Annotated in this window: 13 protein-coding genes and 3 pseudogenes; 4 read left to right on the top strand and 12 right to left on the bottom strand. The window is 66.6% G+C overall.

Features of this window, described 5'->3' with window-relative positions; all coding sequences use genetic code 11:
* The first annotated feature begins 74 nt into the window (after positions 1–74).
* A complete protein-coding gene (locus tag WAX14_RS08500; RefSeq protein ID WP_422627647.1) occupies positions 75–3299 on the top strand; it encodes an SNF2-related protein in 3225 nt (1074 codons plus the stop codon).
* Between the two features lie 230 nt (positions 3300–3529).
* Here the strand turns inward: WAX14_RS08500 and WAX14_RS08495 are convergent.
* From WAX14_RS08495 to WAX14_RS08470, 6 genes and pseudogenes are all read right to left on the bottom strand, one after another.
* Positions 3530–3793, bottom strand: a pseudogene (locus tag WAX14_RS08495) (hypothetical protein); the annotation flags it as partial.
* A gap of 104 nt (positions 3794–3897) precedes the next feature.
* On the bottom strand, positions 3898–4482 hold the full coding sequence (locus tag WAX14_RS08490) for a hypothetical protein (RefSeq protein ID WP_422627646.1): 585 nt from the start codon (positions 4480–4482) through the stop codon (positions 3898–3900).
* Positions 4483–4612: 130 nt separating this feature from the next.
* Positions 4613–6211, bottom strand: a complete 1599-nt coding sequence (locus WAX14_RS08485) for a beta-N-acetylhexosaminidase (protein ID WP_422627645.1) — start codon at positions 6209–6211, stop codon at positions 4613–4615.
* Between the two features lie 106 nt (positions 6212–6317).
* Positions 6318–8417, bottom strand: coding sequence for a DEAD/DEAH box helicase (locus tag WAX14_RS08480; RefSeq protein ID WP_422627644.1), 2100 nt, complete (start codon positions 8415–8417; stop codon positions 6318–6320).
* Between the two features lie 209 nt (positions 8418–8626).
* On the bottom strand, positions 8627–10240 hold the full coding sequence (locus WAX14_RS08475) for an FAD-dependent monooxygenase (RefSeq protein WP_422627643.1): 1614 nt from the start codon (positions 10238–10240) through the stop codon (positions 8627–8629).
* A 397-nt stretch (positions 10241–10637) separates the two neighbouring features.
* Positions 10638–10838 (bottom strand): annotated as a pseudogene (locus tag WAX14_RS08470) (integrase core domain-containing protein); the annotation flags it as partial.
* A gap of 230 nt (positions 10839–11068) precedes the next feature.
* On the opposite strand from WAX14_RS08470, the gene WAX14_RS08465 reads away from it, so the two are divergent.
* Together WAX14_RS08465 and WAX14_RS08460 are read left to right on the top strand one after the other, a co-directional pair.
* On the top strand, positions 11069–11635 hold the full coding sequence (locus tag WAX14_RS08465) for a DUF488 family protein (protein WP_422627642.1): 567 nt from the start codon (positions 11069–11071) through the stop codon (positions 11633–11635).
* Complete coding sequence (locus tag WAX14_RS08460; RefSeq protein ID WP_422627641.1) at positions 11632–11865, top strand: DUF2945 domain-containing protein; 234 nt, start codon at positions 11632–11634, stop codon at positions 11863–11865. Before WAX14_RS08465 ends, WAX14_RS08460 begins: the two co-directional genes overlap by 4 nt.
* 19 nt (positions 11866–11884) lie before the next feature.
* Here the strand turns inward: WAX14_RS08460 and WAX14_RS08455 are convergent, their stop codons facing one another.
* From WAX14_RS08455 to WAX14_RS08430, 6 genes and pseudogenes are all read right to left on the bottom strand, one after another.
* The gene (locus tag WAX14_RS08455; protein ID WP_422627659.1) at positions 11885–12583 is read right to left on the bottom strand and encodes an HAD family hydrolase; all 699 of its coding nucleotides are present in this window, start codon (positions 12581–12583) and stop codon (positions 11885–11887) included.
* 93 nt (positions 12584–12676) lie between these two features.
* Positions 12677–13952, bottom strand: a pseudogene (brxD, locus tag WAX14_RS08450) (BREX system ATP-binding protein BrxD); the annotation flags it as partial.
* Positions 13949–14239 (bottom strand): hypothetical protein, encoded by a 291-nt coding sequence (locus WAX14_RS08445; RefSeq protein ID WP_422627640.1) that lies wholly within the window; start codon positions 14237–14239, stop codon positions 13949–13951. The pseudogene brxD and the gene WAX14_RS08445, both read right to left, overlap by 4 nt.
* Before the next feature lie 137 nt (positions 14240–14376).
* A complete protein-coding gene (locus WAX14_RS08440) occupies positions 14377–14508 on the bottom strand; it encodes a hypothetical protein (protein ID WP_422627639.1) in 132 nt (43 codons plus the stop codon).
* Between the two features lie 526 nt (positions 14509–15034).
* Positions 15035–15469 (bottom strand): SRPBCC family protein, encoded by a 435-nt coding sequence (locus tag WAX14_RS08435; RefSeq protein WP_422627638.1) that lies wholly within the window; start codon positions 15467–15469, stop codon positions 15035–15037.
* Between the two features lie 66 nt (positions 15470–15535).
* The gene (locus tag WAX14_RS08430) at positions 15536–16138 is read right to left on the bottom strand and encodes a TetR/AcrR family transcriptional regulator (RefSeq protein WP_422627637.1); all 603 of its coding nucleotides are present in this window, start codon (positions 16136–16138) and stop codon (positions 15536–15538) included.
* Between the two features lie 119 nt (positions 16139–16257).
* On the opposite strand from WAX14_RS08430, the gene WAX14_RS08425 reads away from it, so the two are divergent.
* The coding region (locus WAX14_RS08425; RefSeq protein ID WP_422627636.1) for an SDR family NAD(P)-dependent oxidoreductase at positions 16258–16710 on the top strand (453 nt) is incomplete at its 3' end.

The raw sequence follows: 16710 nt of genomic DNA, 5'->3' as shown, positions 1-16710 counted from the left end.
AACAAGATGTGCGCAGTCCAGCAGCCACGCGGCGCGCTCTATCGCGGATCTACGTGCGCATAGACTGTCCACCCATGTCCTCACTGCGCCGACTCGACCTCCTCGTCCAATCGATGGTCGCGGAGATAGGCCAGGGCGCGTACTCGCGCGGTGCGCGGTATGCCCGCGACGGTGCCGTCCTGCGCTGCGAATTCGACGAGCGGCAGATGGCGGTGATCGGTGAGGTCGCGGGTACCGACGTCTACGAGAGTGTCGCTGTTCTCCGGTCCAACCCGCGCGGCGTCGAGTTCGAATTCGGTGAGTGCAGTTGCCCGGTCGGATACAACTGCAAGCACGTCGTGGCGTTGGTGCTCACGCTGGCGTCGCGGCAAACGGTCGTCGCACCGGCGAAACCGTCGTGGGAACACACGCTCGACACGATCGTTCGGCCCGAGGGCACCGGCGACGGCGTGCCGTTGGCGTTGCAGTTGGCGTTGTCGGCACCGGCGAACGCGCCGATGCCGAGGCTGACCGCACGGTTGTTGCGTCCTGGTCGCACCGGGTGGGTGGCGGGGAATCTCTCCTGGTCGTCGCTGCGGTATACGCACGACGCGGACCGCGCGCACCAACGGTTGCTGCTCGAGTTGGCGGCGCTGGTGCAATCGGCGTCACGGGTGCACTACAGCTCCACGGCAACCGCCGCTCTCGATTTGACCGCCATGTCGCCGCGACTGTGGTCGCTGCTCGACGATGCGCTCGCCCTCGGCATCGAACTGCGCTATGCCCGCAAGTCGCTCGGCGCGGTGCCGCCGCCGGGGGTGGCGCGGGTGTGCATCGACCTGGCCGACACCGGCCCCGGTCTCTCGGTGACCCCCACGGTGCATGTCGACGGCGACGACCCGGCCGTCACGGTGGTGGGGTTCGTCGGTGAGCCCGCGCACGGGGTGATCTACCTGCCGTCCGGCGACCGGACCGAGTCCGGTCCGGCCGAGTTGCCGTTCCGCATTGCTCGCCTGCGCGGGCACGCAGCCGACGGGATGCAGCGGCTGCTGCTGGACAAGGCCGCGCTGACGGTGCCGGCCGACCAGGTGCCCCGCTTCTCGGCGACCTACTATCCGCAGTTGCAGCGGACCGCGACGGTGACCTCCGTCGACGGCTCGTTCACCGCCCCCACGGTGAGCGGCCCCGTGCTCCTGCTGCGCGTCGCCTACCGCACCGGGCATTGTACCGACCTACAGTGGCAGTTCCTTTACACGATCGGCGACGCCGAGCACGCCGTGGACCTGTACGACGGCCGTGGCGACGCGGTCCGCGACAGTGACGCGGAGGACCGTCTGCTCGCCGTGATCCGGCCCATGCTGACGCCGTTCGGGCTGGACAACCACATCGGCGGGCGGTTGCTGTCCCAGTCGACACTCGGGGGGTTCGACACCGCCCGTTTCACCACCGAGTTGCTGCCGTTGCTGTCCGGCCGCGACGATGTGGACGTACGAATCGAGGGCACGCCCGCCGACTATCGCGATGTGAGCGACAGCCTGCGGATCGGGTTGTCCACCAAGGCCACCGGCGACTCCGATTGGTTCGATCTGAACATCACCATCGAACTCGACGGTGCGACCGTGCCGTTCCGGGAGGTGTTCACCGCGCTCAGCGACGGCGCGTCGTTTCTGATGCTGCCGGACGGGGCGTATCTGTCGCTGGACAAGCCCGAGTTGCAGCAGTTGCGTCGGCTCGTCGAGGAGGCCCGCGCGCTCCACGAGGATGACGACCCGGATCGGTTGCGGCTGAGCCGTTTCCAGGCAGGAATGTGGGAGGAGCTGGCGGAACTCGGTGTCGTCGACCGGCAGGCCGCGGCGTGGAAGAAGCAGGTGCAGGGCCTGCTCGAGGTGAAATCTGCCGCGAAGACACGGGCACCGAAAGCGCTGCAGGCCACGCTGCGGCCGTATCAGCTCGACGGGTTCCGCTGGCTGACGTTCCTGTGGACGCACGGACTCGGCGGCGTTCTGGCCGACGACATGGGACTCGGCAAGACGCTCCAGTCGCTCGCCCTGATCTGCCATGCCCGCACCAAGCGTCCCGATGATGCGCCGGTGCTCATCGTCGCACCGACGTCGGTGGTGTCGAACTGGGCGTCCGAGGCACGGCAGTTCACCCCCGATCTGAATGTCCTCGCGATCGCCGAGACGTCCGGCAAGCGCGGGGTGGGACTGGGTGAGTTGCTCGACGGTATCGATGTGGTCGTCACCTCGTACACGTTGCTGCGCCTGGACATCGACGACTATCTCGAACAGGGTTGGTCGATGCTGCTGCTCGACGAAGCACAGTTCGTGAAGAACCATCGCGCCAAGGCGTATCAGTGTGTGCGCCAGATCGAGGCGCCGCTGAAGGTCGCGATCACCGGCACCCCGATGGAGAACAACCTGATGGAATTGTGGTCGCTGCTGTCGATCACCGCACCCGGCCTGTTCCCGAACCCGACGAAGTTCCAGGACTACTACCGCAAGCCCATCGAGAGTGGTTCCAGCCCCGAGCTTCTCGTGCAGTTGCGGCAACGGATCAAACCACTGATGTTGCGCCGCACCAAGGAGCAGGTCGCCCCCGACCTACCGGACAAGCAGGAGCAGGTGCTCGAGGTGGAACTCGCACCGAAGCATCGCACCCTCTACGATCGGCAGTTGCAGCGGGAGCGACAGAAGATTCTCGGCCTCGTCGACGACCTGGACCGCAACCGCTTCACGATCCTGCGGTCGCTGACGCTACTGCGGCAGATGAGCCTCGATCCGGCGCTGGTCGACGATGCACACCACAAGGTCGGCTCCGCGAAAATCGACGCGCTGCTCGAACAACTCGACGACGTGATCGCCGGTGGGCACCGCGCATTGGTGTTCAGCCAGTTCACCGGATTCTTCGATCGTGTCCGGGCACGGCTCGACGCCGCGGGCATCGACTATCTGTATCTGGACGGTAAGACCCGCAAACGCGGGACGGTGCTCGCAGACTTCAAATCCGGGTCGGCGCCGGTGTTCCTCATCAGTCTCAAAGCCGGCGGGTTCGGGTTGAACCTGGTGGAGGCGGACTATTGTTTCCTGCTCGACCCGTGGTGGAATCCCGCGACGGAAGCGCAGGCCGTCGACCGTACCCACCGCATCGGGCAGACCCGCAACGTCATGGTGTACCGGTTGATCGCCCGCGACACCATCGAAGCGAAAGTGCGGGCGCTGCAACTGCGCAAGGCCGAGTTGTTCTCCTCCGTCGTCGACGACGGTGAGATGTTCTCGTCCGCGCTGACCGCCGACGACATCCGCGCACTGCTCGCCTGACGGTGAGGACGGCTTCACCACCAACCGCGTGAATACAGCGACATTCGACAGTTGCGTCGCGATCTCGCAATGAGAGTCGCGGGCCGTCGGCACATGGTGGCCGACATCGATGTCGATGAGCCGTCGACAACCCTGACGGGATCCGGGGTGGCGGTCGTTCCGACTTCCGCCCGTCGATCGACGCACCAGCGTAGGGTCGCCGGGACAACGGCGGCGTCCCGGCGACTCGCTCAGATCGAGAGCAACCGCTGGAAGAACTCGCGGTACCGTTTCAATGCGACCCGAAGATCTTCTGTCGACGCTTCGTCGCCCCGAGCCCATTGCTCCTCGAGCCGCGAACGCGCTTCGGCGAAACCGCTCGTGAGTCGCTCGACGACGTCGGATACCAGAGTGTCCGCATTGCGGACGCAGTCCCTGGGATCATCGACGAATTGCGCCTGGACTTCGTCCCAGCGCGTCTTGAACGTCGACAACTCGTCGGCGGCGAACAGTTCGTGGCGAGAATCCGCGTCGCCTCGCGCAGACGTCGACTCGACGGCCTCGTTCGGAAGTCCCTGCCCCTGGGTCGTCGCGTCGTCGGAATACGAACCCTGAGTTGTCATGTGCCCACTCCTTGTTGATCGTCCTCGCCGGTGCCGCCCTCTAGCAACGACTCGAAAAGCGTCCGATAGTGCAGGAACGCCTCGCGCTGGTCCTCCGTGCCGGCGGCGCCGTTCTGCTGCTTCCGGTAGATCTCGTGAGCGGTCCGATAGTTGTCGGCTACCTCAGGATGGTCGACCGAGATGTCGGCTGCGCGCCGCTCGAAGTCGTCGACAGGGTAGCCCCGCTCACGCATGACCTCGGTGACGAGCCGATCCGCACGACCGACCGCGTTCGACGGATCGTCGATGAACGCGGCCTGCACCGTCAGCCAGGACTGTTGATACTTTTCTCGCGCCGCCGGCGGGAGCGCGACGATGTCGAGAGCATCCCGCATCTTCTCCCGGTCCACGAGTTCCTTCTCCGCGGAATGCCGGTTTCCGGCCTCGTCGACCGTCCGTTCGTACTCGGGTCCGAACCGCTCTTGCAGGTGCTCCGTCCGCGTGCGACTCCGGGCCGAGCGGGCAGCGGCGATCGCCGCAGCCACCGCGACGACGGCGATCACCGCGAGTACCACGATCAAGATCCATCCCCACACAGGCATTTCGTCCGACCTCCTCGTCCCTGCCGCGAATACCCGGGAAACGGGAGCGGAAACGCCTGCGAAGGTTCGTTCCGAATTGCGATGGGTGGTGCGTGGTTCCGCCGCGGGCGACGACGTCAGAGCAGGTGACCTACGTCCACTCGACCGAGGCCGACCGGAAGAAGTCCCAGCCGTCGCGCCGCCACAGGGGTGCCTGCCCGGCGAGCCGCACCGCGTAGTCACTCCAATCGAACGGTCCTGCCGGTGCCCAGGCCCGTTCGGCGGCCCCGGCCAGACGCGGTTGCATCAGGAACTGGGCGTCCTCGAACCGGTCGACGGTTTCGCACCACAGGGCGGCTTCGACACCGGCTATCGTGTCGTCCGAATCGATGTCGGTGTGCACGTCGAGCGGATCCCAGTCGACGGCCGACTCGACCGTGTTCCCCGGGTACAGCCGCATACCCAGTCGTGCGCGCTGATCCTCCTGGTCGGCGGGTCCGGGTTCGGTGTACGGGTTGTCGAGATAGATCAGGGACGACGGTGACAGCAGGATCACCGCGCCGGACGCCAATGCCCGAGTCACGTCTCCGCGTGCCTGCCGGAGACTGGCTTCGATGCTCGGCAGGAACTCGGCCGGGATGTCGATACCGTGTTCTGCAGCGTTGCTCAGCATGCTCGTGTCGAGGTCACTGTTCATCCAGTACTGCGACACCGAGCCCGCGCTCACCCCCGCCCGCGCCGCCTCCTGCCAGCTGACCAGTTTCTTTCCCAGTTCGCGGACGATGGTTTGAGCCTCGGTCATGAACCGCCGATACACCTCGTCGTCCATCCCGAACACTTCGTCGCCACCGGCGTGAAGATAGGCGCCCGGGGTGAGCGCCGCGACCTCGGTGAGGACCGCGCGAACGAAATCCATGGTGCCCGGCACCGCCGGATCGAGCGCCGACGACGACGGATCGGCCGGCGACCCGCCGCCCGGCAGCAATTCGGGGTACGAGGCGATGGCGGCGGCCGCGTGGCCCGGCATGTCGATTTCTGGTACGACGGTGACGAACCGGTCCGCGGCGTAGTCGACGAGTTCGCGGTACTGCTGCTGGGTGTAGAACCCACCGGGACGCTCCCCCGCCGCCGTCGACCCGCCGATCTCGGTCAGCCGTGGGCGTTCGGTGATCTCGAGGCGCCAGCCCTCGTTGTCCGTCAGATGCAGGTGCAGCACATTCATCTTGAACCGGGCGAGCTGGTCGATGACCTGGGTGACTTCGCCGGTCGGCATGAACCGCCGCACCACGTCCAACGACAGTCCCCGCCACGCGTATCGCGGCGCGTCGTGGATTTCGATCGGGTCCAATGCCACACTGTCGGCGCCGTCCGGGATCACGCCGATCATCTGGATCAGGGTGGTGAGGCCGCGGAAGATCCCTTCCGGCCGTGTGCCGGCGATGCGGATTCTGCCGTTTCCCACCCGCAGGCGGTACCGCTCGTCTGCCGGGTCGCCGTCGGTCGGGCTGACTCCACGAGTCGCGGGGAGCATGTCGAGTCCCGGAATCTCGTCGGCGAGGACGAGTTCGATCAGCCCTACCCGCCCGGTCTCGAGACGGAGACCGCACGCGCGTTCGACGTCCTGCACGAACTGCCCGGCGAGTGCATCGAGCACGGGGTCGGACCACGTGACGGTGTCGCCCGCCCGCACGCAGACCGGGTCACCGGCGGTGGCTTCGACACGGGCAGGCAGCGGGATGATCGAGTACATGGCAACTCCTTGCGATTCGTCGATGGCTGGTGGGTCGAGATCCGCGGAGCGCGGTGGGGTCGCGTCACTCGGTTCGATTTCGCCGACAACGGCGAAGAACGCACGGCTATTCGATACTGCGGCGGATCGTACGCGGTACCTCCGCCGCCCGGCGAGCACCGAGGTCGTCCCCGAGTCGCTCGGCGAGGGTCTGCTCGGCGAGTCCCGGCGGCAGCGCGGCGGAGAACTTCAGTCCGGACACCGCGTTCGCCGCGACCAGCGGGGTGCGCCACGCGATCCGGGTGAGCGCGGCGGACACGTCGTGTGCGGTGACCTCGGGCAGCAGCCGCAACGATTTCTCGTCGATGCGCTGCCGAGGGTCGATCAGGTCCGGCAGCGATGCCTGCAGCGTGCGATTGGCCGCGGTACCCGCCCATGTCCACCACCGTCCGGTGCCGTCGGTCGGAAGCGCGAGCACGACCGTGTCGGGGTCGACGGCGGGACGGTACGTTGCGCGTAGGTCGCCGAGCGTCGCTCGGGCTCGGCGCGTCAACGTGACACCCGCTGGTGTCGCGCCGAGCAGCACCGAACGCATACCCTGGGTGATCTCGTACGAAACACCTCCGCCGAGCCCGGACCACCTGGCTCGGCCACCGGAATCGACGGGCTCGACGAAGCACCGTCGTCGTTGCCAGTCGATGTGGGTGACCTGCCACGAACGGCCGGCGAGCAACAGTATCCGGGGGCCGTCGATCTCCTCGGTCAGCAGATCGGTGCCGATGGCGCCGACTTCGTTGCGCCCGGCGAGGACCGTGAATTCCGGTGGTGCACTGAACACCGCGGTCAGGTCGGAGAAGTAGCAGCGGCCGAATCGGCGTTCCGTCTCCGGCCCGATGTGCAGGAACTCCCCGTCTCGATCGAAAAATCCTTGCTCACACAGGAATTCCATGATGCTGTCGGCGGTGTCGTCGAAGATCGGCAGGCTTCCCCACCAGCTCCGCCAACTCGATGCGCCGAGTCGGTGTTCCTGCAGGCGCAACGCCATCATCTGCTGCGCGGCGATGTGCCGCGGGAACGGCGGTGGCGTGATCGGTTCGACCCAGCCGCGGGCCCAGCGGTCGAGCATGCCGAGGGCGAGGAGTTCCTGTTCGTCGTCGAGACAGAGGAACAGGCAGTTTCGAACTGTCCCAGAGCGTCGGCCGGTACGACCGAGCCGCTGCAGAAACGCCGCGACGGTGCGGGGAGCGCCGATCTGGATCACCTGGTCGAGGTCGCCGACATCGATGCCGAGTTCGAGGGTGGACGTCGCGACGATCACCGTGTCGCGGGATTCGGCGAACGCGTCCTCGGATCGGCGCCGTTCGGCCGCGGACAGCGATGAATGCGACAGGAATGTGGTGATGCCGCGATCACGCAGCGCGGCGCCCAATTCCTCTGCGCGACGACGCGAGTCGACGAACACCAACCGCTTCTCGCCGTGGTGCAGAGAGGCGATGATCGTCGCGGCGTTGGCTACAGATCCGACATAGTCGACGGTGATGTCCGGCGCAGTCGCGGGCGCTCCGGCATCCGGGGCGACGACGCGCCGGGGACGGGCGGTGGCGCTGCCCTGCAGCCACGACAGCAACTCGTCGGGATTGCCGACGGTGGCGGACAGCCCGATGCGTTGGAGGTCGCGGCCCGCGACACGCGCGAGTCGTTCGAGGACGGCGAGCAGGTGCCACCCGCGGTCGTCGCCGGCGAAGGCGTGGACCTCGTCGACGACGACGGCCCGCAGCCCGGCGAACAGGACCCGCGGATCGACCTTGGTGGACACGAGCATCGCCTCGAGCGATTCGGGGGTGGTGAGCAGGATGTCGGGTCTCTCGCGCAGGATGCGTGTGCGGGCGGATCGGTTCACGTCACCGTGCCACACGGCGGCGCTGCGGCCGAGCCACTGGGCGTAGCCGTGCAGGCGTGGTTGCAGGTTGTTCAGCAGTGCCCGCAGCGGGCACACGTACAGCACCGAGGTGCCCTGCCAGTCGTGGTGCGCCATCGCCGACAGCAGCGGGAAGGCGGCAGCTTCGGTCTTGCCGCCGGCGGTCGGCGCCAGCACGAGAGTGTCGTCGCCGGCGAGGATCGGGGCGACGGCCGCTGCCTGGGTGGGTCGCAGTCCGTCCCAGCGCAGCGTGTTGGCCAGGTGGTATTGGACTCCGGGGTGCAGCAGGGCGAAGGCGTCGTCGGTCATCCACTGCCCCGCTCGGTTGTGCGGCGCTTGGGCGCTCGTCGATCGTCCGGCACGTGTTCTCCCACCATGTCGTATCGCGTCCAGTTCAGCATGCCGGACGACATGCGCCAGGCGTGGCCGGGTGCGGCAGTTCGCGCGGGCATCCGGGCCGCGTGATATCCACCCCCGGCATCGAGAATCCGCCGGGCGGTGGTGGGTGGTGGTGGGTATCAGCCGAACGTCGACGTGAAGTAGGCGGCGATACCCGCCTGATCGAAGGCATCACGCCGATACCCGAGGTATCCGTCCGGCCTGATGACGAACATCCCGGGACCGTCCGCGCCGTATGCGTGCGCAAACTGGCGTTCGGTGTCGCGGACGACCGGCAGCGTCGTCGCGTCGACGTCCGCATCGGGTGCGGCGATCAGGTAGGTGGTCAGGCGCCCGTGGGTGGCCGCCTCCGCGGTCGCCGCGAGAGTTTCGAGCAGTTCGGCGTCCTCGACGCTCGGCGTCGCATGTGCGTAGAGCAGGAGTGTGTGGTTCGTCCCCGCCAGCAACGAGAACACGCGCACCGGGAAGGACACCGCGTCGCGGGTGAGCCCGCGCGCGTCCGGAGCACGGGCACCCGCCGCCAACCCCGAACCGTCTCGTTCTCCCCCAGTGAGGGAACTGCCCGCGTAGTCGATGAGAAGTTGCGCCTCGCGCCTGACGACGTAGTCGGGATCGGTTTCCCCGGCGCCGATCCCTTCCCGCGCGTCGCGGACCGTGCGGTCGACGACCTCCTCGCCCACCGGTCGACGTTCCGTGTCGTACGTCTCGGTGAGCCCTTCGGCAGCAACCCCCTGCACCGCGAGCGCGAGTTTCCACGCCAGGTTGTGCGCGTCCTGGATACCGGTGTTCATTCCCTGAGCGCCGGTCGGTGGGTGGATGTGCGCCGCGTCGCCGGCTACGAACGCCCGGCCGCGCCCGTAGGAGTCGACGATGCGGTGACTGATCCGGAACACCGACGACCATCGCAGCGACGACGCTCTGGTGGGTTCCGGGGACAGCCGGTCGAGAACTGCCTGGATGTGGTGCAGTTCGGGTTTGCGATCACCTTCGAATCCGTGCTGAACCACATCGGCCGAGACCGGCCCGGTGGCCAGGTCGTCGGGCACCAACATGGACATGCGGTACCGATTCCGGCCCGGCAGCGGAATGCACACCAGGACATCGTCGGTGTCGCCGTCGGTGACGTGCATCGATCGGATCGCCCAGCCGCGCGGCAGATTCCAGTCCACCTCGACGTCGCCGAGCATGTACTGTTCGGCGAACGCCGCGCCCTCGAAACTCAGACCGAGGGTTCTCCGCACGGTGCTGTGCGCTCCGTCGCAGCCCACGATGTACGACGCGCGCACCGTTTCTTCCCCGGACGGCCCGGCAAGGGTCGCCGTCACTCCGTCGTCGTCCTGAACGAACGACACCAGGCGTGTCTCCCGTTCGACGGTGCACCCGAGGACGTGCAATCGCTCGGTGAGGATCCGTTCGGTGGAATACTGCGGGAGCCCGAGGAATCCGTACGGAACATCTTCCGGGACAACGAAAACGATCTGTCCTTGCTCGACACCGTTGACGTAGACGATCTGCCCGCGCAGTGCAATCGCAGCGTTGAGGACGGGGGCGAGCACACCCATGTTCTCGAAGACTTCCAGCGTGCGGGGTTGGATCCCGACGGCTTTCGCGTACTGCACCGACTCGGGTAGCGCATCGACGATGCGGCACGAGATGCCGCGTCGACGCAGTTCGACGGCCGCGGTCAGACCCACCGGGCCGGCACCGACTACGAGTACCTCATGATCGGACACAGGTCACCGCTTCGCTGGTGGAATCAGGGTTGCCTTCCAGTATCGACCCGTCCGGATGCCGATGGTTGCGATTCTTCGAAATCCGATGGGTGCGTCTCGAACCGATCCGCAGACGACCGAGGTTGGTTTTCCCAGCTCTGATCCACCGGCACCGGCCGTCTCGTCACGTTTCTCGGCACGATATCTGTTGTGGCGGCCGCGTTCGACCGCAGGAGGACAGGTCCGGTCATGACGAACAGGATTGACCCTGGCCGATACATCGGCAATAGCATTGTGCAACAACTACTTCCAGGAACCAGGGAAAAGCCCGCCGTCCCGGCGACGGTTCGGCGGATGATACGCAGACCGCGAGCGAACGTGATCCGATCCGGGGCCCCCGAGATGTGGACACCAATACCTATGCGGCAGCGTCTGCCGTAGTCGATCGCTGCTCGAGCTCGATCGGACAGATCTGGCCGAGAGCGGAATGCCTCATTCGTGTGTTGTAACGCGTGATCCACCGGAAGGCTTCTGTGCGCACCTCACCCGCACAAGTCCAGCGCTTCCGCCCCGGCAGCGTCTCCCGTTTCAACGTCACGTTCCACGATTCGGCAGCAGCCGCCCAGGCGGTCCGCGACGGTGATGCCGACATGGTCGAAACGCTGTACATGTGCCATGAAATCCATCCTCCCCTCGTAGACCCTACGACCCGCAGTTGTCAGCACGGCCTGGTTGTGTGGAAGCGAGGAACTTCTCCGTCGCAGTGCACCGGGAGGTCTCGGTTCGTGACCGATGCTGTCGGCGTCCGCTACCGTCGATAACGACGACGTCCGGAAAGGAGCACCTTGTGTGAGCACGGAAGCCCGTGAACTCTGGACCATCGGCCACTGGACCTGCCCGCCGGCCGTCGTCCTCGACACGCTTGCCTCAGCGGAGATCGGGCTCGTCGTCGATGTCCGCAAGATGCCGGGCTCACGCAGGAGCCCGCAGTTCGACGCCGACGCGATGCCGGCATGGCTCGAGGATGCCGATATCGGATACCTGCACCTGGCCGAACTCGGCGGACGACGCCCGAAACAGCAGGGCATCGACCCGGCACTCAACGCCGGATGGCACAACGCCAGCTTCAAGAACTACGCGGACTACACCCTCACCCCCGACTTCGAGGTGGGTCTCGCGCGCCTCACCGATCTCGCCGCAGACCGGCACGTCGCCGTCCTGTGCGGCGAGCCGATGCCGTGGCGCTGCCACCGCCTGCTGATCGCGAACACGTTGACCGCTCGGGGGTGGGCTGTGGTGCATCTGATGAACAACGGCGCCCCGAAGCCGCATGTGCTGGGGCAGTGGGGCGCTGCGCCGTCGGTGAGTTCCGACGGTGTCGTGACATACCCGAAGCAGACAGGAGACACCACATGAGCGAGCAGTTCGCGGTCGGCGACCACGTCCGCTGGAATTCCGAAGCCGGTTGGGTATCCGGCACCATCACGAAGGTCCACACCACCGATTTCAAATACAAGGGCCACACGCGACGCGCGAACGCCGACGAACCTCAGTACGAGATCGCCAGCGACAAAACCGATCATGTCGCCGCCCACAATGGTTCCGCGCTGACGAAGACCCCGGACGGGGCTGGTCCCTCGTCCTGAGTGCGTGGAAAAGATTCCCCTACCGATCCCGCACGACATCAGCGTCGGACGCGGTGAGTTCGTCGATTGCCGCGAGCACCTGAGCGGGTGTATCGACGATGCGCGCGAAACCCGCGGACCACAGCTCGGCGTCCCCGATGCCACCGGTCCGCACCGCGATGGCACGCACACCGGCACGCCCGGCTGCGCGCGCATCCCAGGTGGCGTCGCCGATGAACACGGCGTCGTCGGCGTCGACGCCCGCCCGCTCGAGTGCCAGCGCCACCACCGTCGGATCGGGTTTGGCCTCTTCCACATCGTCGCCGGTGGTAGCCGCCGAGATCACCGAGTCGCAGTCCAACACCGTTCGAGCGAGATCCAACTCGTGCGGCGACGAGGTCGTCGCTACGACGATGACGAGGCCGCGCTCGTGTACCGCATGAAGCAGTTGGCGGGCTCCCGGCAGCGGCCTCACGCGCTTTGCCGCGTCCTCGTAGTATCGGCTGTGCAGCGCACTCGCTCGCTCCGCAACCGCGTCGGTGTCGACCTGCTCTCCCCCGAAGCCGGTCAGAAGTTCGTCGACCAAACGGTCACCGTCCATCCCGATCCGGCGGTGGATCTCCCAGTGCGGCACCTCCACACCGCACTCGGCGAACGCCTGCCACCACGCTCCGACGTGCGCGTACACCGAATCGATCAGGGTTCCGTCCATGTCGAACAACACGGCTTTGATCGCCATCGTCCGGTACCTTCCCGTTTCCGATTGCCACAGGAGGCGGCGCGTCCTCCCGATCCACGGTAGTACCGGCGGGAAGGCGACGACCGGCGAACGTTCTATCCGGACGTCGTCGGCGCCCACGACTTCGCGTTCCGCGGCCGACATTGCCGAGGACGCGATCTTCACGTCGTAGTCGCTGTACGGGTCGAAATCGGGGTGCAGTTCGATGACGTCGAGCACGTCGACGAGTTTGCGCAGGAACAACCGCGGCGCGATCCCGACCCTGCCGCCGAGCCCACCGGCGACCGCCGCGGCGAAGCGACGCAGAAACTCGTCGTCCGCGGCGGCGCGCACGCGAACCGCGGAATCGGTTCCACTGCAGAACAACTCGCGCACGCGACCGCCGAGTTCGACGAGCCGCTCCAGGTCGAACCCGGTCAGCCGCAGCTGCGGGGCACGCGGGTTGTCGAAGCGAGGGTCGCGGGAGAAATCGGTGTGCAACCGGGTCCGCAAGTGGTGGCAGCAACTGGATGCCCTGGCGTCCCTCGAAGAACGCCGGAGTGCCGGTGATCAGCAGATACAGGCCCGGGAAGTGCCCGTCGTGCACCTCGTCGACGAGTTGCCGCAGCGCATTCAACGCTTTGGCGCGCGCATCGGACCGCACCCGCTGCAACGTCTCCACCTCGTCGAGCACCAGCAGGAGTCCGGCGTTGCCGGCGTCGGCGAGGACGGCGAGCAGTCCGCGGAGGAAGCCGAGGGCGAGGAAATGGTCGAGGTCGCCCTTGATGCCGGCGCGGCGTTTGACCGCGGCCGCGACGTGCGGTTGCCCGCCGAGCCACGCGACCAGGCCGTCGGCGCCGTCGTTGTCACCGTCGGTGAGCATCCTTCGATAGGCGCGGATCGCCATCGGGAACACCGGCGCGCGCGTCGCCACGTCGGCGAGGCGCCGTTCGAGCAGGTCGTCGACGCTGGCTCCCTGTTTCGCCGCGTCGTCTTCGATGGTGAACAGCCACGCGTCGAGGATCGGTCGCAGCGCGGACGGCGGGATCGACGCGGTCCGCAAAGATTCGATGCTGCGCCGGTACACCGTTTCGAGTTTGTGCAGCGGCGTGTCGATCTCGTTGATCTGCACCTCGGCGACCGCGAAGCCGCGTTTGGTGGCGCGGTCGGCGAGCCAGCGCGCGAAGAACGTCTTGCCGGAGCCGTAGTCGCCACGCACCGCCTTGAACATGGCGCCGCCGCCGGCGACGACGGACAGTTCGGCGTCGAGTTCGGTTTCGAAGCGGCCCAGTCCGACGGCGAGCTGGTCGAGTCCGTTGGACGGCACGGTGCCGCGGCGCAACGCGTCGAGGATCTCGCGACGTCGGCGCGGGGAGACCGGCGCGGTCACGAGCCGAGCCCGAACTGTTCGCGCAGCGCCGCTTCGTCGAGCTTGACGACACCGCCGTCGAGCAGCAGCACCTCGTAGCCTTCGACGTCGAGCACCCGCTTGGCCTGCAGCAACGCGCCACCGACCCGGACCGGGGTGATGCCGAGCAGGCTCGCGGCCTGCACGGTGGTCAGTTCCCGAGCCGGTGCAGCGAGCAGCGCATCCAGCAGAGCGCGGATCTGGTTGCGTTGCACCATGATTCGACCGGCGAGGCGTTCCTGGTCGGCGAACACCGCGGTGGCGATCACCCGGTCGGGCGAGATTCTCGACGGCCGAGGCCGGTTCGTCGGCGAGTTTGCCGATCTTCGTCCCGGACTGCTTGCCGTCGAGGACGCCGGCGTCGTGTTGTTTGCGCCACTCGCTGATCAGCGACGAGTACAGGCCTTCACGGCGTAGGCACGCCCCCGCCCTCGTTCGTCTCGCAGGCCTGCTCGTATGCGGCCAGGTGGGAGAGCTTGTCGGCGGGGCTGAACATGCGCCGGCGGGGTCCGTCGGCGCAGGGGTGGGTGGAGGCCATGCGGTCATTGTCCTCGACCGGCATACGGGTGGAAATCGTCATCGCTTGGTGGATCCGTATCTCGCCCTGCAGGCGGGGTTGCTGTGAACCGGTGGACTCACCTCATGCTGACACGCAGGGGGGCGTAGAGACTCTGGAGTGACGCCTCCCGTCATCTCACCGATCCGATGTGACGGCCCCTGGATAGGGGTGTGCCCCGACGTCCGGGGAAGGATGGCCGAGGCACTGCGCGGGATGCGCTGTCCCCCAGACGCCCGCGCAGTGCCCGGCCATTCCCCTTTGGAGGCCGGGGCACACCCCTATCCGGGGACTGTTTGCCCGGGATCGCCCCCTCACAAGCGGCGGTGGAGATCCTCGAAATCACGCCGAGCCGACCGTGGCGATGGCCCCTCACTGCGCTTCGGTGGGGGCCTGCGGTCCCGGTAGGCGGTGTCAGTTCACGGAGCCGCCTCGGCCTCTGCCAGCGGCTTGCACATGCCATACCGTCCGCACGTTCTCGTGTCTCCCGTCGTCACGGGTGCAAGCGCTACTGGCGATCGAATCGTTGACGGAGCGCCTCGAGGCCGGTGGCGTAGACCTCGTCGCCGAATGCCTTCTCGACGACGGGGATAATGTCATCCGCGCCGGTGTAGGTGGCGTGCCATCGCACTTCGGCACCGTCGGGTGCCCATAGCACTTCGATGCGTGCGATGAAATCGCTGATCGGGAGTGGCTGGTCAAGCACCTTGTAACTGTATGTCCGTCTGTGATCGTCGTGATCGACCAGTTCTTCACGCGCTACGACGCGGCCGTCGATGGTGAATCTCCTTGTGGCACCGGGTGTTGTCGGATTGGCGTTGCCTTCCATTTCCGAGGGTGGGACTTGCGGATGCCAGGAGGCGATTTCATCGAATTGCCTTACCAGCAACCAGATTTGGTCTGGATCGGCAGCCAGCATTGTGGTTCGTACAAGGGTGGGCATTGCACTCCTCGAGTTCGTGTCAGTGTCAGTTGTCGTTCGGGGATCGAATGGTGATCCAACTACTGGTCAGTTGGTGTCCAGGCGAATGAGTGAAAGTGCGGTTGCAACCAAATCGGCGAGGTCGACGGTGCCGGGGTCGCTCGTGGCCCAGTGCTGGAGGGCGACGGTCATGATCCCAATCAGTGTGTGCGAGAGTAACAGTGATTCAAATCCATCCGGATCCAACCCCGATCGTTCTGCGATCTCGGGGCGCAGTTCGTGGACGAGGTCGGAGGCGGCGACCGCCCATCGCGCACGGATGCCGGGGACAGTAGTCATCAGGGTAAAGCGCTCTCTCAGCGGAAAGACATCGTCGTTCAGGACGGGCGGCGCGAGGGCGTCGAGGAACGCTTCATGGATGGCGGTTGCTGCGGATTCGGTGTGAGGCCTCGCGGCGAGATACCTGACGAAATCACGGATGCCAGACGTGACCACGGGGGTCAGTGCGTCTTCCTTTGCGTCGCAGTGCCGGTAGAAGGTGCGCACCGATATGCCGGCCCGCTTGGCGATGCCTTCGACCGTCGTCGCCTCGAAGCCGTCCCTGAGGAACAAGTACGCCGCGCTGGCAGCGATATTCATGCGCATCGACGTCCGCCTCCGGTCGAGTAGCGACTCCACGCTTTCAGTCACATTCCCTCCTAAGTGTGTCTTGACACACATTAGCATCGTGGCACAAGATAGCGACCTGGCACAGATTGGCACGCCCGCTTCTCTGGCCATCATCCTCCACTCTCGAAAGTTCAGGATCTATGCCTCGTACCTATCTCGTCACCGGCAGCGCCTCCGGAATCGGCGCTGCAACCGCCGCTCACATTCGCGACCAGGGTGCGAAGGTCATCGGCGCCGATCTGCGCGACGCCGACATCACTGCCGACCTCGCCACTACGGAGGGCCGACAGTCCCTCGTCGAGCAGGCCCGCGACCTGACCGGCGGCCACCTCGACGCCGTGATCGCGTGTGCCGGCGTGGCGCTGTTCGACCCGCTCACCATCAAGGTGAACTACTTCGGCGCGGTGGCCACCCTCGAAGGGCTGCGTCCCCTGCTCGCCGCGGGCCGCGATCCCCGCGCCGTCGTGATCTCGTCGGTCGCGTCGCTGCATCCGACGGATCCTGCGATCGTCGACGCGGCGCTCGCCGGAGACGAGGCGGCTGCGGTGGAGGCGGCGCAGGCCGCCGCCGCGTGCGGCGACGGAGCCCAGATC

This window comes from Rhodococcus sp. (in: high G+C Gram-positive bacteria) (assembly GCF_049299235.1).
Lineage (GTDB): Bacteria > Actinomycetota > Actinomycetes > Mycobacteriales > Mycobacteriaceae > Rhodococcus.
The sequence above is the reverse complement of the archived record's forward strand: the minus strand, read 5'-3'. Positions and strand labels throughout refer to the sequence as shown.